The following is a 20,201-nucleotide window of genomic DNA, read 5'->3' on the forward strand; positions in this document are numbered from 1 at the left end:
CTCGTGACGAAGCCACCCCACCCAGTGTGTTTGGTAAAGACGGCTCGCCTGCGGCATCGCAAGGCCGAGGGACGGCTCGCCTGCGGCATCGCTTGCTGAAGGACGGCTCGCCTTCGGCGTCGCGTGCGATCCGGCGTGCCGGGGCCGTGTGGGTGGTGGTGGTGGTGGTGGTGGTGGTGGTGCTGTGTGGCTAGAGCTTTGTCATTGGGACGCTGCCGATCAGCATCAGGCGGACTGTGCCTGAGCCGCCGAAGTCGATCGTGGCTGTTGCTCGTAGGCCTGCGCCGTCTACCGCTACTACTCGGCCCAGGCCGTACTTGTCGTGGGTTACTCGGTCGCCCACGTCCAGCTTCATTGCCGGGGCGTCCTTCCAGCCCGCTTTGCCTGGGGCTGGGCGGGTCAGGCCTCGGGAGGCTATGCCGCCTGAGGCTGAGCGGCCCCACGTTGTGGCTGCCGCTGGGCCTGAGCGGGAGGGTTCTACTCGGCGCCAGTCCAGTAGGTCCTGGGGGATTTCGCCCAGGAAGCGGGAGGCCGGGTTTGCTGAGGGCTGGCCCCAGGCTGATCTCACCAGTGCTCTGGAGAGGTAGAGGCGGCGTTGGGCCCTGGTGATGCCCACGTAGGCGAGGCGGCGTTCTTCTGCCAGTTCTGCTGGGTCGCCCAGGGCTCGCATGTGCGGGAAGACGCCGTCTTCCCAGCCCGTGCTGAAGACGACCGGGTACTCGAGGCCCTTGGCCGTGTGGATGGTCATGAGGGTGACCACGCCGTCTGACTCGGCGTCTGGGATCGAGTCCGCGTCTGCCACTAGGGAGACTCGTTCCAGGAATGCCGGGAGGGACGGGACCGGGTCCGCGCCTTCTGGGAGTTCCAGTTCGGTGAACTCCCGGGCGACGGTGACCAGTTCGTTGAGGTTTTCCACCCTCGTGTGGTCCTGCGGGTCCTCGCTGGCTTCCAGTTCGGTGCGGTAGCCGGTCTTGTCGAGGACTGCTTCGAGGATGTCGGCCACGTCGTCTTCGCGGGCGACCATCTCGCCGAGTTGGTCCATCATTTCCACGAAGCCCGCGATTGCGTTGCGGGAGCGTGGGTTCAGCAGTGGGACTCGGTCTTCCACCGCTTCGCGGAGGGCTGCTGCGAAGCTGATTCGCTCGCGTTCCGCGTAGGCCGAGACGCAGGCCTCTGCTCTGTCGCCGATGCCTCGCTTGGGGACGTTGAGGATTCGGCGTAGCGAGACCGTGTCGTCCGGGTTTGCGAGGGTTCGCAGGTAGGCGAGGGCGTCTCGGACTTCTCGGCGCTCGTAGAAGCGGACGCCGCCGACCACGCGGTACGGGAGGCCCAGGCGGATGAAGATCTCTTCGAAGACGCGCGACTGGTTGTTGGTGCGGTAGAAGACGGCGATCTCTGAGTTGTTGACCTCGCCGCTGTCGACGAGGTGGTCGATCTCGTTGGCGACGAAGGCGGCTTCGTCGTGTTCGTTGTCGGCCACGTAGCCGACGATCTTCTCGCCCTCGCCGAGGTCGGACCACAGCGACTTGTCGCGGCGGTTCGGGTTGCGGGAGATCACCGCGTTCGCTGCCGTGAGGATGTTCTGGGTGGAGCGGTAGTTCTGCTCCAGCAGGATCGTGGTGGCGTCCGGGTAGTCGCGCTCGAACTCCACGATGTTGCGGATCGTGGCGCCCCGGAAGGCGTAGATGGACTGGTCCGCGTCGCCCACCACGCAGAGTTCGGCCGGGGGGATCTCGCCGCCCGCCTTGCCGACCAGCTCGCGCACGAGGGTGTACTGCGCGTGGTTCGTGTCCTGGTACTCGTCGACCATCACGTGGCGGAAGCGGCGGCGGTAGTGCTCGGCCACGTCCGGGAAGCGCTGCAGGAGTTCGACCGTCCTCATGATGAGGTCGTCGAAGTCGAGCGAGTTCGACTCGCCGAGGCGGCGCTGGTAGACGGCGTAGACCTCGGCCACCCGGCGTTCCAGGTCGTTCGTGGCCTGGGCCGCCGCGGTCTCCGGGTCGATCAGCTCGTTCTTGAGGTTCGAGATGTGCACGGCGAGGGTGCGGGCCGCGTACTTCTTCGGGTCCAGGTCGAGGTCTCTGGCCACGAGGGTGATGAGGCGGCGCGAGTCGTCGCTGTCGTAGATCGAGAAGTTCGACGACATGCCGAGGGTCTTCGCGTCCCTGCGCATCACGCGGACGCACATCGAGTGGAACGTCGACACCCACATCGAGCGGGCGCGGGCGCCCACCATGTCGGCGACGCGTTCCTTCATCTCGGCGGCGGCCTTGTTCGTGAACGTGATGGCCATGATCTCGCCGGGGTGCACGTCACGTTCCGCGAGCAGGTAGGCGATCCGCCTGGTGAGGACGCGCGTCTTGCCGGAGCCGGCGCCCGCGACCACGAGCAGCGGTGAACCGGCGTGCTCGACGGCACGGCGCTGCGCGGGGTTCAGGTCGTCGAGCAGATGGCCCGCGCGGGAAACGGGGGGACTTGAGGGCAAGTCGAACAAGGCGCTCATCGTTCATCCACGGTACCGGGCGGCACCGACAAATCCGGTACCGCCCGACCATGTGTTCGAGGAACGGCTTCGATCAGGTGCTGGTGTCGATCAAGAACGACTGACCCGCGTGCACCGCGTCGTGGCCGCCTGCCTCGGCGTACACGTCGATGCTGTCCTGCGTGTGGATGGAACCGGCCCTGGTCTCGACGGTGAGCGTCGGCCACGCCTCCTCGTGCACGATCAGGTGATCCTGCGTGCACTCGACGCCTTCCGCGCCAGGACCTCCGGCGACGTCCCAGCAGTCCCAGCCGTCGCCCTCGTAGCCGGTGACCTCCAGGCGGTCGATCGGGAACGAGATGAAGACGGACAGGCCCTGCTCGTCGTGGCCCACGACGTTGGTGACGACGAGGTCGAACTTCTGCCTGCCGCTGGTGCCGCCTCTGGTCGTCCAGGTGCCGCCGGCGGGACCGGACCAGCCGGAGACCTTCGTGAGCGTGACGGTGGCGAAATCGGGCTCCGCGGATGCGGGCGGAGCGACCGCGAGAGACAGCGTCAGGGCAGCCGTCATCCCGAGCACGTACTTCATGGGACCCCCAGGTCTTGGAACGAGTACCCGCAGACCATAAGTCGTGTGCGCCTCCATCAGAAGGGGGAATCTCAGAGCGACGTCCCACCTGGTGGGCCCGCTCACCGCGCGGGCTTGGCGGGTGCGGGCGGTTCTGTGCGACACTCGATCCATGCGCGCGACGTTCTTCGAGTTTTTCTACGGGACCCGGACTCCGGCTCCCGTGGTCGTCTAGCGCTGAAAAGCCACCACGAAGCCCCGGAGTCCTCGGACCCCGGGGCTTCGTCGCTTCCGGGCCAGGACTCGAAGTTCTCGAGAGGTCACTGATGATGGACACCACCACCGAACCCGACATCAACGTGCTGCGCGAGGAGATCGACCACCTCGACGCGGAGATCCTTCGCCTCGTGCAACGGCGCGTCGAGGTATCCAAGATCATCGGCGCGGCCCGGATGGCGGCCGGCGGCACCAAGATCGTGCACAACCGCGAGATCGACGTGCTCAACCGCTACAAGCCGCTCGGCCCGGAGGGCAAGGACCTCGCGATGATCCTGCTCAAGATGGGTCGCGGCCCGCTCGGCAGGTAGTTCGCGGAAGACGGGCCCGGCGTCAGAGCACGCCGGGCCAAAAAGGCTTCAGGGCCTTGCGGACGTGCTCGAAGTCGGCGTCCGCGAGCTGGGAGTCGTCCGGCACGTAGGCCAGCGGGTCCTCGATCAACGGCTCGGGCAGCCGCAGCAGGCCCTCGGCCAGCGCGTGCAGGCACAGCGCCGAATACCCGCGCAGGTAGCCGCCCTCCTGGGTGAGCACGACCCGTGGGCCGAACGACGCCACCCGCCGTCCGATCTCGCGGTACCCGCCTGCCGTGAGGTTGTGGCGCCCGTTGGGGTCGAACGCCGACCCGTCGAACCCGGACGCGCACACCAGCAGGTCCGGCTCGAAGTCGCGCAGCAGTGGGAAGGCGATCTCGTCGAGCGCGCGCATGTACGTCGTGTCGCCCGCACCGAGCGAGAGTTCGATGTTCACGTTCCTGCCGTTGGCGCCCACTTCTGAAGGCGCGCCCGTCTGCGGGTGGTTCGTTCCCCACGAGCCGTGCCGCATGTGCACCGAGATCGTCAGCACGTCCGGCCGGTCGTAGAACACCTCTTGCGTGCCGTTGCCGTGGTGCACGTCCCAGTCCAGGACGGCGACCCGCATCCCTTGGCGCCGTGCGGTCTCGGCCACCAGCGCCGCGTTGTTCACGAAGCAGTAGCCGTCCGCCATGTCCGGCTGGGCGTGGTGCCCTGGCGGCCGCACGAGCGCGTAGGCGATGGGCGCACCGGACTCCAGCGCCGCCAACGCCGTCCCCGCCGCCGCAGACGCTGCACGCCACGTCTCGGGGCCTACGACGGTGTTCACCTCCAGCGCCACACGCTCCGAGACGCGCAACGAGTCGAGGTATCCCGCCGTGTGCACGCGCAGGAGCTCGTCGACGGACGCATGCCGTCCCTCGTGCCACTTCAGGTGCGGCGCCACCGGACCGTGCGTCAGCGCGTGCCGGAACGTGCGCAGCCGTGCCGCCGTCTCGGGGTGCGGTTCGGCAACGTCCAGCCACGGCCAGGAGCCCGGCAGCTCCCACAGGCCCTCACCGGCGTCGTGCTCGAGGCAGTCGTCGTGCCAGAACATGTCCACCCGAATCGGATATCAGGGCGATCACGGATGGTCCACCGAAAAAATCTGGGGGCACACTGGAGGCATGGGCCTCATTGCCGCACTGATCGCCATCGCCGGCCTGCTGGCCGCCTTGGCGCACGACGCTTACCTGGGCTTGCTCGGATCGGCCGCGAACAAGAAGGGGCTCTCCGGGGCACCCGTCTCGCAGTTCGTCCGCAGCCGCTGGAAGACCGCGATCATCACGACCGCCGGCGCGGTGATCGGCCTGCTGATCACCAACGGCGACACCCTGGGCGCCGACGTGATCGGCGCGCTGATCGCGGGTGGCAGCGGCCTGGCCGCGCTCAACGGCGTGCAGAACACGCGCAAGCAGTTGAACAGCGGTCAAGCGCAACTTCCGCCCCGCTAGCAACTTCACACAAAAGAGTGTCACTCGTCCTGAACACCCCCTTTTGGTTGCTTCGGCACCTCCGGACGGCCCTACCCTGATTGCGTCGCAGAGGGGTGTCGGGATGGACGAACTGCCGGGCAAACATCGTCTGGACGACGGGCCACAGCCGCTGGGAGCGCGGCCCGTCGTCGGGGGCGACCGCATCCCGCTGCCCCGCCGCCGCCAGATCGACCCGCTGCAGGACACCGACGGCCTGCGCAAGTTCAACATCGGGCTGGTGCCCGCCTCGGTCACGCCGCCGCGCACCTGGAAGCGCGCGGCCTGGTTCGCCGTCGTCTCGTCGGTGCTCGTGCTGGTCGGACTGAGCGTCGCCGCGGCCAAGCTGGTCGGCGGTGGCGGCGAGGTCGAGACGGTCGAACTGCCCGGCTACCCCTCGGGCGTGCCGACGATCGCCGCGCTGCCCACGGGCGGCACGAGCTCTTCGCCCACCGGCGGTTCCAGGCCGTCCGCCGCGAAGACCGGCCAGGGCGCCCCCGTGCCGGGCACGCGGTCCGGCAGTGTGCCGGGCACGAGCGGGCAGGCGTCCCCGACGAGCGCCAAGCCGTCCGGAACGGTGCCGCCGGTCATCACGACCGTGCCCATCACCCAGGCCCCCGTCGTCGACGGCGGCAAGATCGCCGAGCAGACCGAGCACTTCTACCGCGAGATGGCGACGAACGCCGACACGGCGCTCGCCCTGACCACGGACACCGTGCGCTCGAACGCCGACGCTTTGCTGGAGGGCAGGCTCGCCGACATCTCGCTGATCGAGGTGAAGGAGATCGTGGTCGACCCCGGCAGGGGCCTCACCGTGAGCCTGCTGCAGGTGACGAAGAAGGACGGCACGGTCAGCACCGAGAAGCGCGAGCTCGGCTTCACGCTCGGCGACGTACCGCTGATCAACAGTGAACGGTTGAAGCTCGGCGGCTGAAGTGGCTCAAGGTCGGGCCTGGAGTTACCGAACGTAGTAGGTGACACCATCGAGCGAACCCTGAGCACCGCTGACCGCCACGGACGAGTGAAGTCCACCAAGAAACTGGCATCTTCAGGCGTGGCCACGGTACGTCTTCAGCTGAACACGGACAGTACGGAGGGCCAGAGCAGTGCAGCGTCCCGCGGCGACGACCGGACGGCGGCACACCCGCGCCGGCTCGATCAGCGTGGCCGAGCTGATGAAGCAGCAGCCGGCTCCGATGCGCATCCTGTCGACCGAGGAAGCCGCCACCGACGCTCTCGTCACCTCCCTGCTCGGCCCGACCGAGAACATGACCGCGACGACGACCGTGATCCCGGTCGTGCCCGGCCGCCGCCGGCGCACGGGGTCGGGCCGCGTCGCGCGGATCGCGGGCCTGGTGACCGGCGCGGTCGTGCTCGTCTCGTCCATCGCGGGAGCGGCGATCCTCGCGGGCAAGCGCCCGGCGAACGTCGGCGTCCCGGATTCCGAACGGCCCGTCGCGCTGTCCGGCTCGAGCGCCCTGCGGCCCGACGTCCTGTCGGCCCAGCTGCCGCACGAGCACCCGCCGGCGCAGACGAGTCCCATCGCTGCGATGCCGATGCCGCAGCCGTCCGCGCTGCTGCTGGAGACCGCCGCCGCGCAGTCCCCCGAGACGGCCACGCCCGAGGTCTCCGTCGGCCCGTTGCCGCAGGTCGACGTGGTGAAGAAGTTCTATGAGCTGCTCACGACCAAGCCGAACTCGGCGGCCAAGCTGCTGACACCCGACCTGGTCGGCGCGAACCCCGCGGAGTTCGCCCGGTCCTGGGGCCGGATCAAGACGGTCAACGTCGACCAGACGTCGGTGCGGCCGGACGGATCGGTGCTCGCGGTCGTCTCGATGCAGGAGGCGGACGGCAGCTGGCTGCGCATCGAGCAGCTCTTCTGGCTGACCAGCACGACGCAGCCGCGCATCGTCGGAACTGAAGTCCTTTCGGCGCAGCGCAGTTAGGCCGGGAAGTTAGGCCGCACCCAACCGGTTCGCCGTTCGCAGTCGAACGGTGACCGCTCGTCGCGAAAACCGGGTTTCGGTCGTGAAAATTCCCCCATAGGGGTTACATCTCGGGTCACGATTCGGTATCCATGTTCCCGCCAGTACGCATACGCGAACTTGGAAGGGTGAACGAGCGGTGTCGATTGAGGACCATCGTCGGCGGTTGACCGGATCGGCTGAGTCGACCGGCCAGCTGTCCGTCGCCGAGCTGATCGCCCGCCGCGAGGCGGAAACCGTGGAGATCCCGGTGATCACCGACGACATCACCCCCGAGGCGTTCGAGCCGACCGTGAAGTTCAAGCCGGTCAGGGCTCCGGGCGGCAAGAAGAAGCAGCCCATGAAGGAGCTGCACATCACCGAGCTGCTGCGCCGTGAAGGCCGTGCCGACGACACCCAGCGCGGCGGGTTCACCGTCGGCAAGCTGGCCGCCGCGGCCAGCGGTGGCGTCATCATCTGCGGTTCCGTGGCGTTCGCCGCCTCCTCTTGGCTGTCTTCGCCCGACGAGCGCCCCCTCGCCGAGGTGCGGTTCGACGAGCGCGCCCAGGCCCGTGGCGCCAGTGCCGGCACCGAAGGCGTCGTGAAGCTGCCGTCGAACAAGACGCAGCAGTCCGACGCGAGCGAGACGCAGCAGGCGGACCCCACGACGACGAACCCGACCACGCGCGTCGCGCCGTACGTCCAGACCCAGCAGCAGCGTCCGGCGCAGCAGCCCCAGACCCAGCAGCCGACGCAGCCGGCGCAGCAGCCCAGCTCCGAGACCTCGACCACGCCGTCGACGCCCACGGAGACCAGCACGCCGAGCACGCCGCCGCCGTCGAGCGAGACGCCCGCGCCGCCGACCTCCTCCACGACTCCCCCGCCGAGCGACAGCACGCCGCCGCCCACCTCGACCACCCCGCTGCCGCCCACGTCCAACCCGGTCGACGTGAGCGTGGACCTCGGCATCCTCGACCCGGTGCTGAACACCGTGGGCGACACCGTCGGCGGATTCGACTTCTTCGCCCCGGCGAACTGACGCACGACAGGTAGCTCAGCGGCCGCTCACGGCAGGTACCCTGTGCGGGCATTCCGGACGACCCGCTGACTACCGCACGAGGAGCACGAGCGTGGGATCTGCTGCCACAGCCGCAGTCACGCCTTCGCGCACCCCCGAGGTGGGCTTGTGACGACGTCCGGCACCTCGGACGGCCGTCTGATCGCCGACCGCTACCGCTTCCTCGACCGCATCGGCTCCGGCGCGATGGGCATCGTCTGGCGCGCCCACGACGAACGCCTCGGCCGTGAGGTCGCGATCAAGCAGCTGCTGCTCGCGCCCGGTCTCGACGAGGCCGAGCAGGACGAGGCCATCCAGCGCGCCATGCGCGAGGGCCGCATCGCCGCCAAGCTGCACCACCCGAACGCCATCGCCGTGTACGACGTCGTCGAGGAAGACGGCGTCCCGTGCCTGGTCATGGAGTACCTGCCGTCCTACAGCCTCGCGGACGCGCTGGCCGAGGGCGGGCCGATGGACCCGCTCGAGGTCGCCAGCATCGGCTCCCAGTGCGCGGCGGCGCTGGCCGCGGCCCACGCGGCGGGGATCGTGCACCGCGACGTGAAGCCCGGCAACGTGCTGATCGCCGAGAACGGCGTCGTCAAGATCACCGACTTCGGCATCTCGCGCGCGTCCGACGACATCACGGTCACCAAGACCGGCCTGATCGCCGGCACGCCCGCGTACCTCGCGCCGGAGATCGCGCGGGGCCAGGACCCGACGCCGGCCTCGGACGTCTACTCGCTCGGCTCGACGCTGTTCGCCGCGATGGAGGGCGAACCGCCCTATGGAGTGAGCGAGAACACTCTCGGTGTTCTGCACGCCGTCGCGGCCGGGCGGATCAACCCGCCCACCGTCGACCATCCGCTGGCCGACACGCTGATGTACCTGCTGAACTTCGAGCCGGCCGACCGGCCGACCATGACGCAGGCGCGCGAGGTGCTCAACGCCGTCGCGCACGGCCGTTCGCCGTCGTTCAGCGGGCTGGCCGTGGTCGACGGACCCGACCCGACGGCGATCGTGGAGCCGGACCGGACCCGCGTGGTTCGGGCGGTGCCGCGGACCATGCCGCCGCGGACGGCACCGCCGATGGCTCCCGCGCGAGGGCCGGAGAACAACCGGCCGCTGGTCATCGCCGCAGTCGTGCTGGCGTTGTTGCTGGTCATTGGTGGTTTGCTGGTTGCGCTCGGGGTGTTCACCAAGGAGCAGAAGACCCCGTCGGCCCCGCCTGCGAGCAGCTCGCAAACGGTGGAGCCCACGAGCTCGTTGCCCGCGGTGACGACAACCACGCCCGAGGCAACGACAAAGCCCGAAACGACGTCTAGCACTACGACGACGACCACGACGACCACAACCACTCCACCGCCGCCGCCGTCCACCACTACGACGACGACGACCACGACTACGACCACAACGACTACGACGACCACGACGACCGTCCCGCCGCCTCCAGCGGGCTAAGCGTCGTTACGCCGTAGAAATCTCGTAAGGTGGGTACTCACACCTGATGGGGTGATCTGAACCCGAAGGTGTGATCAGCCGTTGAACAGAGAGCAAGTGACCGCACAGCGGGGAGCAACTGTGACCGACGATGGCCGATTGGTCGCTGGTCGCTACCGATTGAGCCAGCGGATCGGCAGCGGCGCCATGGGCGTCGTCTGGACGGCACACGACGAACGCCTGCACCGCACCGTCGCGGTCAAGCAACTGCTCCTGCAGCCCGGACTGGCCGAAGCTGACACGGACGAGGCCAAGAGACGAGCCATGCGGGAGGGCCGCATCGCGGCGCGCCTGCAGCACCCGCACGCCGTCGCCGTCTACGACGTGGCCGAGGACGACAGCCAGCCGTGGCTGATCATGGAGTACCTGCCGTCGAAGAGCCTCTCCGGAGTGCTCTCCGAACGGGGCACGCTGCCGCCACGCGACGTGGCGTCGATCGGCATGCAGGTCGCCTCCGCGCTGGCCGCCGCGCACAACGCCGGCATCGTGCACCGCGACATCAAGCCCGGCAACATCCTGCTCGGCGACGACGGCACGGTGAAGATCACCGACTTCGGCATCTCCCGCGCGACCGGTGACGTCACGGTCACCGCGACGGGCATGCTCGCGGGCACCCCCGCCTACCTCGCACCCGAGGTGGCGAAGGGGTACGACCCGGGCTCGCCCTCCGACGTGTTCTCGCTGGGCTCGACGCTGTACGCCGCGATCGAGGGCGAACCGCCGTTCGGCCTGAGCGAGAACACCATCGCGCTGCTGCACAAGGTCGCGTCCGGCAAGGTCAACCCGCCGCGCAACGCCGGTCCGCTGACCGCGTTGCTGATGCGCCTGCTGCGTGCCGAGCCGGAAGACCGCCCGACCATGGCCGAGGCCCGCGACGCGCTCGCCGCCGTCGCCAACGGCCAGGCCGCCCCCGCCTTCACCCCCGCGGTCGTCGCTCCGACCCACCCGCCGTCGTGGCGCGGTGCCCCGATCCAGCAGCCGCAGCAGCAGGCCGCCACGCGCGCCCTCACACCGCCCCAGCAGCAGGCACCTCCTCCTCCGCCGCAGCCCAACGCGACGCGGGTGGACATGCACACGCCGCCGCGCGCCGTGTCGACGCAGCAGGGGCCCTCGAACCACCGTCCGGCCGCCGCACCGCAGTACTCGCAGCGGCCCAGGTCCCCGAAGCCCTCGGCGCTCGCGTCGGTCTCGAAGAACAAGAAGTCGACGGTCTTCACCGCGCTCGCCATCGTGGCGGCGGCGGTCATCGGCATCGTGTTCGCGAGCATGATCTCGAGCGGCGCCGGCGGCAAGGACAACACGAACGCCAACGCGGGCCCGAGCACCTCGGCGCAGCAGACCCAGGACGGTGGCCCGCCCGCCTCGAACAAGCCCAAGCTCGCCGACAAGGCGGGCAAGTGGACGGAGACGCCGTCCGAGAGCGATCGCCGCGCCATGCTGGAGGACTACTTCAACGCGGCGGTGACCTCGCCCGACAACGCGTGGCAGATGGGCAACGCCAACTTCCAGGGCACCTACGCCGGCGGAGCCACCGGTTTCAAGACCTTCTGGGGCTCCTACAAGCAGGTGAAGATCGTCAGCGCCGAAGAGCGGGACGACTTCTACTTCGTGATCACTCTCGAGCTCACGAAGAAGGACGGGTCGAAGTCGACGCTGCAGCGTCAGATCTCGCTGGAATGGCGGAGCCCCAACTTCCTGCTGAGCTACGACAAGCCTTTCGGCAGCGCTTAGAGGTCCAGGTCAGGAGGCCCGTGCGGCCTTCTCCAGGGCTTCCACCAAGGTCAGCACGGCCGGATTCCACGCGGCATCCTCGCGGTACACGACGTGGATGTGCCGGACGGGTTCGGGATTGCGCACCTTGCGCACGACGACGCCGGGGTGCGCGTACCCCAGCCCGAGCCGCGGGATGATCGTGACGCCCAGCCCTGCCGCCACGAATCCCTGCGCGGTCGCGTAGTCGTCGCTCTCCACGGCCACCTTCGGCGAGAACCCGGCACCCGCGCAGGCGTTCCGCACGAAGTTCGCGCACAGGGCGGAGGCGCCGCACTCCGCGTCGATCCACGGCTCGTCGGCCAGTTCAGCGAGGTCGATCACGCGTTTGCGCGCCAAGGCATGGCCCCGCGGGAGCACGGCGTACAGCGGGTCGGCGAGCAGGTGCCGCGCGACCATGCCCTCGATGGCGGGGGCGTCCGGTTCCAGGACGGTGATCGCCACGTCCGCGCGGCCCGCAGCCAGTTCGACGAACGGGTCGGTCGGCTCGGTCAGCTTCAGGTCCAGCTCGACGCCCGAGCGCTCGGCGCGGAACGTGGCCACCGCGGGCGGCACGAGAGCGGCACCGGCCGTGGCGAAGTAGCGGACGCGCAGGGTGCCCGCGCAGCCGTTGCGCAGTGCGGTGAGGGCGCTCTCGGCCTCGGCCAGCTGCTCGGCGAGCCGGGCGGCGTGCTCGGTGAGCAGGCGGCCCGCGGCGGTGGGCCTGATGCCCCGGCCGACGCGTTCGAGCAGCGGCAGGCCCGCCTGCTTCTCCAGTCCCGCCACCTGCTGCGAGATGGCGGACGGCGTGTAGCCGAGGTTCGTCGCCGCGGCGGTGATGGAGCCCGTGCTCACGACGGCCCTGAGCACCTGCATTCGTCGCACGTCCAACATGCCTCGACCTTACAGCGATGCTTAAAGGTTCGGCACAACAATTAAATTGTTTTCACGTGTTCGCAGGCGCATGGTTGACCCGTGAACCAACGCGGAACGTTGATCAGGATGGGCGTGCTCGCCCTGCTGTGGGGATCCAGCTTCCTGTGGATGAAGCTCGCGCTCGGGAGTCTCGCGCCCCTGCAGATCTCGCTCGTGCGGACGTTCTTCGGGGCGCTCGTGCTGTTCGTCGTGCTCGCCCTGGCGAGGATGAGCCTGCCGCGCGATCGCAGGATCTGGGGTCACATGCTCTTCGTGGCGCTGTTCGGCAGCGCCATCCCGTTCACCCTGTTCGCGTTCGGCGGCCAGACCGTCGACTCGGGCGTCTCCGGGGTGCTCAACTCGACGACTCCGCTGTTCGCGCTGGCCATCGGCCTCGTGCTGGGCAGCGAGAAGATCAGCAACATGGTGCGGATGTTGGGCTTGGGGCTCGGCTTCGCGGGCGTCCTGCTGATCTTCGCGCCGTGGCAGTCGGCCAACAGCATCGCGAGCTGGGGTGCGGTGCTGTGCCTCATCGGCGCCGCGAGCTACGCCATCGGCTACTCCTACGCCGGCCGCTACCTGGTCGGCACGGGTGCCACGTCGACGCAGCTCGCCGCCATGCAGCTGACGACCGCGATGGGGATGCTGCTCCTTGCCACGCCGTTCGGCGGCCTGCAGCCGTTGCACCTGCACTGGGTCGGCGTCGTCGCCGTGATCGTCCTCGGCGTGTTCGGCACCGGCGTCGCGTTCATCCTCAACTACCGCGTCATCGCCGACGAGGGCGCCACGACGGCGACTACCGTCGGTTACCTTCTGCCCGTCGTCTCGGTACTCCTTGGAGCGATCTTCCTCGGAGAGCAACTCAACGCAAGGGTCGTCGTGGGCATGCTGGTGGTGCTCCTGGGCGTCGCGCTGACCCGCAGGAGGCCCGTCGCGGCAGGTCAGACCGTCTCACCAAACGAGACGCGCGACCTGGTCAAACGCTGAGGGGTGAGACGCACGTCTCCCCCAATAGGATGGTTCCGAGACGAATCGCGTCCTTATCGGACTGGTTGGCCGTCTCCTCTTTGTGAGCGGACATGGAGACCAGCCCGGAAAGGACATCGACATGAACAACGAGAACCTGAAGGTCACCACCCGGACGACTTTTCAACTCCTGGCACCCGGCGCGGCCCCCGCGCCCGTCGAGGCCGAACTCGTCTACGACCCGGAAGACCCCTACGCGGTCGCCGTCGTCTTCTTCACCGGCTCCGGCCGCGTCGAGTGGATGTTCGCCCGCGATCTGCTGGCCGACGGTCTGCTGACGCCGTCCGGTGAGGGCGACATCCTGGTCCGACCGGCCTCCGACGACCCGGAGCGCGTCCTGGTCGAGCTGAACGCCCCGACCGGCTTCGCCATCCTCAGCGCCGTCGCCGAGGACGTGGCGGAGTTCCTGGACAACTCCTACGACGTCGTCCAGCCGGGCGAGGAGGACCTGTGGATCGACTTCGACCGGGAGCTGCAGAAGCTGGTCTCGACGATCGACTAGTCGCCTGAGCGGCGACCGGGGTGGTCGTACGGGCGCGGGGCGAGGTGCCGGCACGCGGGGCAGCGTGACCGACCAGCTCGTCACCGGAGACCACCCGGAACGCGGTGCTTCGATGTCGTGGGCAGCGGCGCGGGCACATGTCTCAACAGGACGAGCGGGTTCCTGACGTGAGTCCCCACCGGGGAACTCGGCTCGATGCGCTGATCGCTAGTCGGTCGCCTTGGGGTGCGCACCGGCGTAGTCGATCCACACCGTGTGTTTCTCGACGTCGATCAAGTACCAGACGCGGTCTCCACCGGTGACCTCGATCTGCCAGCGGGGCATGAGCCGCCCACCGTGGGTTCCAGTCGACAGGACACCTTTCAGCCGTTCATGCCGACTTGTCTGCACGGCCGGTCCCGGATCTGCACGCATGGCGTCCCACGCTCGACGCAGGTTGCCGGCGGCCCTGTTCTCCAGTTCTTGCCAACCCTTGGCGGACTCGCTGGTGCGAAACCGGATCTGCCACTCCCCGTTGACCGGCGGCGGAGCCACCGGATCGTTCTTCTTGGGACTCACTGCGCGGCAGCCCCAGGCATGGGAACTTCGCCGAAGTCCTCGCCGTGATCCCCGGTGAGGATGGCAACCAGCTTCGGATCGGCATGCGCCTCGGCGGTGCGCCGCCACTGACCGATCAGCTGCGACACGGGAGCCGGAGTGCCGAGGGAGTTAGCGGCTTCGAGCGTGTCGACGAGCTCGACGACGAACGCCTGCATGTCCTCCCGCGGCAAGAACCGAACCCACGGGAACGCCTTGGGCATCACCTCGGTGACCAGATCACGAACTTCGGCGTGGTGCTGCATCAAGGCGACGAAAAGGGTGGTCGTGGCCGAGACGACCTCTCGCACCTCCTCGGCCCTGCTGGCCGTGGTCAGCACAAGATCCTCGGCATCGCGGCGGTGCAGTAGCAGGGTCTGGGCGGGCGACTCGTGGAGCTTCCGCACCGAGTCCTTGGGCTTGTTGAGCAGTTCGCTGAAGTTGGTCCCTGAGACAGTGGACATACTTTCAAAGTACTTGAAAACTAGCCGCTTCGCCACCGGCTGTGACACCCGGCGCGATCTGCGCCACCCCGTGTGAGGGGAACCCGGGATGCCCGTCTCCGCGATTGATTAGTCTCAGGGTGTGACAACCATCGGGGGCCGCTACACGCTGCTGGAGCGCATCGGCAGCGGAGCGATGGGGGTGGTCTGGCGGGCACGCGACGAGGTGCTGGCCCGCGAGGTGGCGGTCAAGGAGCTCATCACCGGCGATCACCAGCGGGCGATGCGGGAGGCGCGCAACGCCGCGCGGCTGCACCACCAGCACGCGATCGCGGTGTTCGACGTCGTGGGCAGCGACGACGAAGAGCCGTGGATCGTCATGGAGTACCTGGCGTCGCACAGTCTTTCGGCGCTGATCGCCGAGCGCGGGCCGCTCAAGCCGGCCCATGCCGCGAGCATCGGGGCCAAGGTCGCCTCCGCGCTGGCCGCCGCGCATACCGCCGGACTGGTCCACCGCGACGTCAAGCCCGGCAACGTCCTGATCGGCCACGACGACACGGTCAAGCTCACCGACTTCGGCATCTCCAAGGCCAGCGGCGACGGCACGATGACCGACACCGGCATGATCTCGGGCACCCCCGCCTACCTCGCCCCCGAGGTCGCTCGTGGTGAGCAGCCCGACGAGGCGTCCGACGTGTTCTCGCTCGGCGCCATGATCTACACGGCCATCGAGGGCGAGTCGGTCTTCGGACCGAGCGACAACAGCTTCGGCCTCATCTACCGCGCGGCCAGCGGGCAGGTCCGCGATCCCAAGAACACCGGTGAGCTCACGCCGTTGCTCATGCGGCTGCTCTCGCAGGACCCGAAGGACCGGCCGACCGCGCAGGAGGCCGCGGACCTGCTGGCCTCCGAGCCGCAGCCGTCGCAGCCGCTGCAGATCCCGGAGCCGCGACGCGGGCTCAAGCCGCCGAACAAGCGGATCCTGGTGATCCTGGCGGTCATCGCGCTGCTGGCGGTCGGTGGTGGCGCGGCCGCCGCGTACTGGGGCGGCACGGGCGGCGGTGGCAGCCCGGTCACCCAGGCCGACTTCCAGCCGCAGCAGCAGCCCCGCTACTACTCCGCCGAGGAGGCGGCCGCGTTCGTGCTGCAGCACTACGGCCAGCTCCCCGGCAACCCCGACGTGGCGTGGGGGAACCTCTGGGAACGGGCCAGCGAACCGCAGGAGAAGTACGTCGCGCGGTGGAGGGGCTACACCTCGGTCCAGTGCACGCTGTCCAGCGTGCCGGTGCGGTCGCACGGCCCGAACTGGGTGGTCACCGTGGACCTCGCGCTCGTGACGGACGTGGGCGAGTCGAAGAACGGTGTCTACGAGGTCGAGGTCGCCGCGGTCAACAGCGAAATGAAGATCACGAGCATCACGCAGATGCGCTGAGCAGCCAGAAGCTCCCGCCACCCACGACCACGCCCATGACCGACCCGGCCAGCACCTGCGCCGTCGTGTGGTCACCGAGCTCGACGCGCGACCACGCCACGAACACAGCGGGCAGCGCGAGCAGCCACCACCACGGCCCGTAGACGATCGCCAGCGTCACGACGGCCGCCCACGCGACGGCGGCGTGCAGCGAGATCTTCCACTTCAGCCCGAACGTGATCGCCATGCTGACGATCAGCGAGGCGAACATGCTGCCCGCCAGTGCGAGCATGTTCCTCGGCGCGTCACCCAGGAACATGATCACTGTGCCCGCTGCCAGCGACGCGCCCGCCGTGACCAGCGGAACGACCCTGCCCTCACGGTTCGTCACGTGGTGGCCGTCCCACTTGCCCTTGCGCGCCCCACGCACGATGACGGCCATCGGGATGACGGACGCCGTCAAGGCGACCACGAACCCCCACAGCAGCGTCATCCAGACGCTTTCCGTCGCATACGCCACTGCGAACGGCAGCAGAATCACCCAGACCCACGGCGCCAGCACCTCGGTGGCACCGCGGGCGACCTTTTCGACCAAAGCCCCTCAGACCAGTCTGCGATCCGTGGCCCAGCGGGAGAGCTCGTACCGGTTGGAGAGCTGGGTCTTCCGCAGGACGCTCGACACGTGCGTCTCCACCGTCTTCACGCTGATGAACAGCTCGGACGCGATCTCCTTGTAAGCGTAACCGCGGGCCAGCAGCCGCAGCACGTCCCGTTCGCGCGGCGTCAGCAGGTCGAGCTCGGGGTCGCTGATCGGCGCGGCACCCGGCCGGTCGGCGAACGCGTCCAGCACGAACCCCGCGAGGCGCGGCGAGAACACCGCGTCGCCCTCCGACACCCGCACGACGGCCCTGACCAGCTCCTGGCTGGAGATCGTCTTGGTCACGTACCCGCGCGCGCCGGCGCGGATGACGTTGATGACGTCCTCGGCCGCGTCGGAGACCGACAGGGCGAGGAACGTGACCTCGGGGATCTTGGTGCGGATCTGCCTCAGCACCTCGGCACCGCCGCCGTCGGGCATGTGCACGTCGAGCAGCACAACGTCCGGCTTGTGGTGCGCGATGCCCGCCACCGCCTCACCCACGCCGCCGGCCTCGCCGACCACCTCGATCTCCTCGGTGATCGTGTCGAGCTCGGCCCGCACCCCCGCGCGGAACAACGCGTGGTCGTCCACCAGGAACACCCTCACACTCACGTCCTGGCCTCCTGCTTCCTCGGCATCTCGAGCTGCACCTCGGTCCCCTCTCCCGGAGCCGTGCGCAGTCGCACCTCCCCGCCGTGCCTCGTCATTCTCCCCCGGATGCTGCCCGCGAGGCCATGCCGGTCCTCCGGCACCGCCTCGGGGTCGAAACCCTTGCCCCGGTCGCGCACGAACACCGTCACCTTGTCCGGCTCGACCTCGGCGTAGACGCTCACCTCGCCCACCCCCGCGTGCTTGGCGGCGTTGACCATCGCCTCCTTCGACGCCTGGACCAGCGCGAACATGCCGTCCTCCAGCTCGCAGTCCCCGACCACGACCTGGGAGACGGCGATGGCGAAGTCGTCCTCCACGTCCGCGCACACCTGGGCGATCGCCACGCTGATCGAGTGCGGCTGCTCCCCCACCTCACGGCCGTAGAGCCAGCTGCGCAGCTCGCGTTCCTGGCTGCGGGCCAGGCGTTTGACCTCGCGCGACGACTCCGACTGCTTCTGGATCAGGGCCAGCGTCTGCAACACCGAGTCGTGCAGGTGGGCGGCGATCTCAGCGCGTTCCTCGGTGCGGATGCGCGCGCGCCGTTCCGTGTCGAGGTCGCGGACCAACCGCATCCACAACGGCACGGTCAGCACCGCGACACCGACCAGCGTCGCGACGACGGAGAGCACGACGGTCGACAGGTTCTGGACGGAGTCGTTCACCACGAGGAACGCGGCGACCCCCGCCACGACCAGCGCGCCTCCCGCCACCGTCCGCACGATCCCCGTCTTCCCCTGCGAGAAGGCCCCGTCCCGCCAGCGGCGTCGCTGGGCCTCGTCCGCCTCGCGCCACACGACCGCGGCACCGATGAGCGCCACGGCGATCGGCCCGGTGATCCACCCGCTCCACGCTCCCCCGAGCAGGCCGGTGAACACCGCGACGCCGATGCCGAGGGCGGCCAGGCCGACGGCCTGCTGCCACTCCTTGCGGTCCTTGTCGGTCTCCGGTTCCGCGACCGCCGACTGCGGGACGAACATCCAGAGCAACGCGTAGGCGATGATCCCGACCCCGCTGAACGCCCCGAACAGGGCGAAGATCGCGCGCACCCAGAAGACGGGCGCACCCAGGTGCTCCGCCAGTCCGCTCGCGACACCCGCGACCACCCGGCCGGTGCGACGCCGGCGCATCGGCTCAATCCCTGCACTCACCGACCGATCGTCACACGTCCTCGCGAGTTGTTCATCAGGGATGACCCCGGTTCCGTGAATCAGGGCTGGTCCCTGATGTGGCGGAGGGGGCGTTCGCGCAACCTTGTCGTTGTGAGCGGGACTGAGAAGGCAATGCAGGGCGTGGCGGACACGCTCAGAGAGTTCTGGGCGCACCGTCCGGTGCGGCCCCGTGCAGGGCGCAAGCTCGGAGGCGTCGCCACCGGGATCGCCCTGCGCTACCGGATCGACCCGGTGATCGTCAGGATCGCGTTCGTGGCGCTCGCGCTGTCGGGCGGCGTCGGCCTGCCGCTGTACCTCGCGGGCTGGCTGCTGCTGCCGGAGGAGGGCGACGAGGTGTCTCCGCTGGAGGCCCTGACGAACAAGGGTTCCAGCTCGATGTCGCAGGGCCAGACGGTGCTGCTGGGCATCCTGATGTTCCCGACGCTCGCCTTCACCTTCGGGGGGAACAGCGGGTTCCAGGTCTTCGTGACGCTGGCGGCGACGATCGCGTGCATCTACCTGCTGCAGAAGAACCGCGGGCACCTGCAGCCGGCGACGCTCGCCGACCCCGCCGCGCCCGCCGTGCCACTGGCACCGGGAGCGCCGGCCTGGGACCCGCTGGGCGCCGCCCCGTTCGCGTGGGACCTGCCCGAACCCGCCCCCGCACCGCAGGCGCAGCCGCCGGCACCCCGCCAGCGCAAGCCGCGGATCGGCCTGATGACGATGGGCGTGGCGACCCTGGTGGTGGCCGCCTCCGCGATCGCCGGCGCCTGGGTGCCGTGGTTCACGGTGCCGCACACGATCGGCCTGGTGATCGCGGTGCTGTCGGCGGGCCTGCTGGTCGGCTCGTTCACCGGCGGCGGCCGCGGCCTGATCTGGCTGCTGGTCCCGGCGTCGGTGGTCGGGTTCGGCATGACCGCCGTCGACTTCGACGGCAGCCCGACCCGGCTGAGCAACTACGACGAGACGCCGAAGTCCGTGTCCGAACTGCGGGACCGCTACGAGACGAGCGTCGGCAGCGTGCGGCTGGACCTGCGCCAGCTGCCGGACTCCGGTTCGGTGAAGACCGCGATCGACGTCGACCTCGGCGAGGCGGTCGTGCGGGTGCCGAAGAACGCGGACGTGACGTTCACGTGCGAGGCGTCGTCCATCGGCGACCTCGACTGCCTGGGCAAGCGGGCCGAGGGCAGCAGCGTCGAGGTGAGCGGCCGCGACCTCGGCGAGAACGGCGAGGGTGGCCTGGAGATCGAGCTCGACGTGCGGTCGAGCGTCGGAGAGGTGAGGGTGCTCCGTGACTGAGCAGGGAATGCGCAGGCGGATCGACCCCGTGACGCTGGTCTTCGGGATCGGCGGCGGGCTGACGGCGGCCTACGTGCTGAGCGGCGGGTCGTTCTGGTTCGACTTCCGGTGGGCGCTCGGGGGGACGGCCATCGTGGTCGGCCTGGTGCTGCTGACGAACTCGCTCAGACGCAAGACCCACGAATGAGAGAAGGGC

Annotated in this window: 21 protein-coding genes; 13 read left to right on the forward strand and 8 right to left on the reverse strand. The window is 69.1% G+C overall.

Going from position 1 to position 20,201, the window contains the following annotated elements; all coding sequences use genetic code 11:
• The coding region (locus IEY88_RS44705; protein ID WP_229694236.1) for a hypothetical protein at positions 1 to 194 on the forward strand (194 nt) is incomplete at its 5' end.
• Here IEY88_RS44705 and pcrA read toward each other — a convergent pair.
• The gene (pcrA, locus tag IEY88_RS41040) at positions 191 to 2,503 is read right to left on the reverse strand and encodes a DNA helicase PcrA (RefSeq protein ID WP_189160312.1); all 2,313 of its coding nucleotides are present in this window, start codon (positions 2,501 to 2,503) and stop codon (positions 191 to 193) included. The genes IEY88_RS44705 and pcrA overlap by 4 nt on opposite strands.
• Positions 2,504 to 2,576: 73 nt before the next feature.
• Positions 2,577 to 3,071 (reverse strand): hypothetical protein, encoded by a 495-nt coding sequence (locus IEY88_RS41045; RefSeq protein ID WP_189160313.1) that lies wholly within the window; start codon positions 3,069 to 3,071, stop codon positions 2,577 to 2,579.
• A gap of 305 nt (positions 3,072 to 3,376) precedes the next feature.
• Here IEY88_RS41045 and IEY88_RS41050 point away from each other — a divergent pair, with 305 nt between their 5' ends.
• On the forward strand, positions 3,377 to 3,637 hold the full coding sequence (locus IEY88_RS41050) for a chorismate mutase (RefSeq protein ID WP_189160314.1): 261 nt from the start codon (positions 3,377 to 3,379) through the stop codon (positions 3,635 to 3,637).
• Positions 3,638 to 3,659: 22 nt separating this feature from the next.
• On the opposite strand, the gene IEY88_RS41055 is transcribed toward IEY88_RS41050, so the two are convergent.
• Positions 3,660 to 4,712 carry an arginase family protein gene (locus IEY88_RS41055; protein ID WP_189160367.1) on the reverse strand — a complete coding sequence of 351 codons (1,053 nt, stop codon included), beginning with the start codon at positions 4,710 to 4,712 and terminating at the stop codon, positions 3,660 to 3,662.
• Positions 4,713 to 4,782: 70 nt separating this feature from the next.
• Here IEY88_RS41055 and IEY88_RS41060 point away from each other — a divergent pair, with 70 nt between their 5' ends.
• The 6 genes from IEY88_RS41060 to IEY88_RS41085 all read left to right on the forward strand — a co-directional run bounded on the left by IEY88_RS41060 (position 4,783) and on the right by IEY88_RS41085 (position 11,376).
• Entirely contained in the window at positions 4,783 to 5,109 is a 327-nt protein-coding gene (locus IEY88_RS41060) for a hypothetical protein (RefSeq protein WP_189160315.1), read from the forward strand.
• A 103-nt stretch (positions 5,110 to 5,212) separates the two neighbouring features.
• Positions 5,213 to 6,061, forward strand: coding sequence for a hypothetical protein (locus IEY88_RS41065; RefSeq protein WP_189160316.1), 849 nt, complete (start codon positions 5,213 to 5,215; stop codon positions 6,059 to 6,061).
• A gap of 172 nt (positions 6,062 to 6,233) precedes the next feature.
• The gene (locus IEY88_RS41070) at positions 6,234 to 7,073 is read left to right on the forward strand and encodes a hypothetical protein (protein ID WP_189160317.1); all 840 of its coding nucleotides are present in this window, start codon (positions 6,234 to 6,236) and stop codon (positions 7,071 to 7,073) included.
• A gap of 205 nt (positions 7,074 to 7,278) precedes the next feature.
• Positions 7,279 to 8,130 (forward strand): hypothetical protein, encoded by an 852-nt coding sequence (locus tag IEY88_RS41075; protein ID WP_189160318.1) that lies wholly within the window; start codon positions 7,279 to 7,281, stop codon positions 8,128 to 8,130.
• 147 nt (positions 8,131 to 8,277) lie between these two features.
• Complete coding sequence (locus IEY88_RS41080) at positions 8,278 to 9,606, forward strand: serine/threonine-protein kinase (RefSeq protein ID WP_229694238.1); 1,329 nt, start codon at positions 8,278 to 8,280, stop codon at positions 9,604 to 9,606.
• A 120-nt stretch (positions 9,607 to 9,726) separates the two neighbouring features.
• Positions 9,727 to 11,376: a serine/threonine-protein kinase gene (locus IEY88_RS41085; RefSeq protein WP_189160319.1), complete on the forward strand. Its 1,650-nt coding sequence runs from the start codon at positions 9,727 to 9,729 to the stop codon at positions 11,374 to 11,376.
• A gap of 9 nt (positions 11,377 to 11,385) precedes the next feature.
• Here IEY88_RS41085 and IEY88_RS41090 read toward each other — a convergent pair whose 3' ends face one another.
• The gene (locus tag IEY88_RS41090) at positions 11,386 to 12,288 is read right to left on the reverse strand and encodes a LysR family transcriptional regulator (RefSeq protein ID WP_189160320.1); all 903 of its coding nucleotides are present in this window, start codon (positions 12,286 to 12,288) and stop codon (positions 11,386 to 11,388) included.
• Positions 12,289 to 12,369: 81 nt separating this feature from the next.
• Here IEY88_RS41090 and IEY88_RS41095 point away from each other — a divergent pair, with 81 nt between their 5' ends.
• Positions 12,370 to 13,296, forward strand: a complete 927-nt coding sequence (locus IEY88_RS41095) for a DMT family transporter (protein WP_229694239.1) — start codon at positions 12,370 to 12,372, stop codon at positions 13,294 to 13,296.
• Between the two features lie 121 nt (positions 13,297 to 13,417).
• Complete coding sequence (locus IEY88_RS41100) at positions 13,418 to 13,837, forward strand: SsgA family sporulation/cell division regulator (protein ID WP_189160321.1); 420 nt, start codon at positions 13,418 to 13,420, stop codon at positions 13,835 to 13,837.
• Positions 13,838 to 14,391: 554 nt separating this feature from the next.
• On the opposite strand, the gene IEY88_RS41110 is transcribed toward IEY88_RS41100, so the two are convergent.
• On the reverse strand, positions 14,392 to 14,913 hold the full coding sequence (locus tag IEY88_RS41110; RefSeq protein ID WP_229694240.1) for a hypothetical protein: 522 nt from the start codon (positions 14,911 to 14,913) through the stop codon (positions 14,392 to 14,394).
• A gap of 85 nt (positions 14,914 to 14,998) precedes the next feature.
• Here IEY88_RS41110 and IEY88_RS41115 point away from each other — a divergent pair, with 85 nt between their 5' ends.
• Positions 14,999 to 16,288: a serine/threonine-protein kinase gene (locus IEY88_RS41115; RefSeq protein ID WP_229694241.1), complete on the forward strand. Its 1,290-nt coding sequence runs from the start codon at positions 14,999 to 15,001 to the stop codon at positions 16,286 to 16,288.
• Here the strand turns inward: IEY88_RS41115 and IEY88_RS41120 are convergent.
• From IEY88_RS41120 to IEY88_RS41130, 3 genes are read right to left on the reverse strand one after another with little or no spacing between them, the layout of a single operon-like run.
• The gene (locus tag IEY88_RS41120) at positions 16,272 to 16,862 is read right to left on the reverse strand and encodes a phosphatase PAP2 family protein (RefSeq protein WP_189160323.1); all 591 of its coding nucleotides are present in this window, start codon (positions 16,860 to 16,862) and stop codon (positions 16,272 to 16,274) included. The two genes, IEY88_RS41115 and IEY88_RS41120, sit on opposite strands and share 17 nt — an antisense overlap.
• Before the next feature lie 6 nt (positions 16,863 to 16,868).
• Positions 16,869 to 17,519, reverse strand: coding sequence for a response regulator (locus IEY88_RS41125; protein ID WP_189160324.1), 651 nt, complete (start codon positions 17,517 to 17,519; stop codon positions 16,869 to 16,871).
• Positions 17,516 to 18,685 (reverse strand): PspC domain-containing protein, encoded by a 1,170-nt coding sequence (locus tag IEY88_RS41130; protein ID WP_189160372.1) that lies wholly within the window; start codon positions 18,683 to 18,685, stop codon positions 17,516 to 17,518. Before IEY88_RS41130 ends, IEY88_RS41125 begins: the two co-directional genes overlap by 4 nt.
• A 132-nt stretch (positions 18,686 to 18,817) precedes the next feature.
• Here IEY88_RS41130 and IEY88_RS41135 point away from each other — a divergent pair, with 132 nt between their 5' ends.
• Both IEY88_RS41135 and IEY88_RS41140 read left to right on the forward strand, forming a co-directional pair.
• Positions 18,818 to 20,005 (forward strand): PspC domain-containing protein, encoded by a 1,188-nt coding sequence (locus tag IEY88_RS41135; protein WP_229694242.1) that lies wholly within the window; start codon positions 18,818 to 18,820, stop codon positions 20,003 to 20,005.
• Complete coding sequence (locus IEY88_RS41140; RefSeq protein WP_229694243.1) at positions 19,998 to 20,192, forward strand: hypothetical protein; 195 nt, start codon at positions 19,998 to 20,000, stop codon at positions 20,190 to 20,192. Before IEY88_RS41135 ends, IEY88_RS41140 begins: the two co-directional genes overlap by 8 nt.
• The last annotated feature ends 9 nt before the right edge of the window (positions 20,193 to 20,201 follow it).

This window comes from Lentzea pudingi (assembly GCF_014646255.1).
GTDB lineage: Bacteria > Actinomycetota > Actinomycetes > Mycobacteriales > Pseudonocardiaceae > Lentzea > Lentzea pudingi.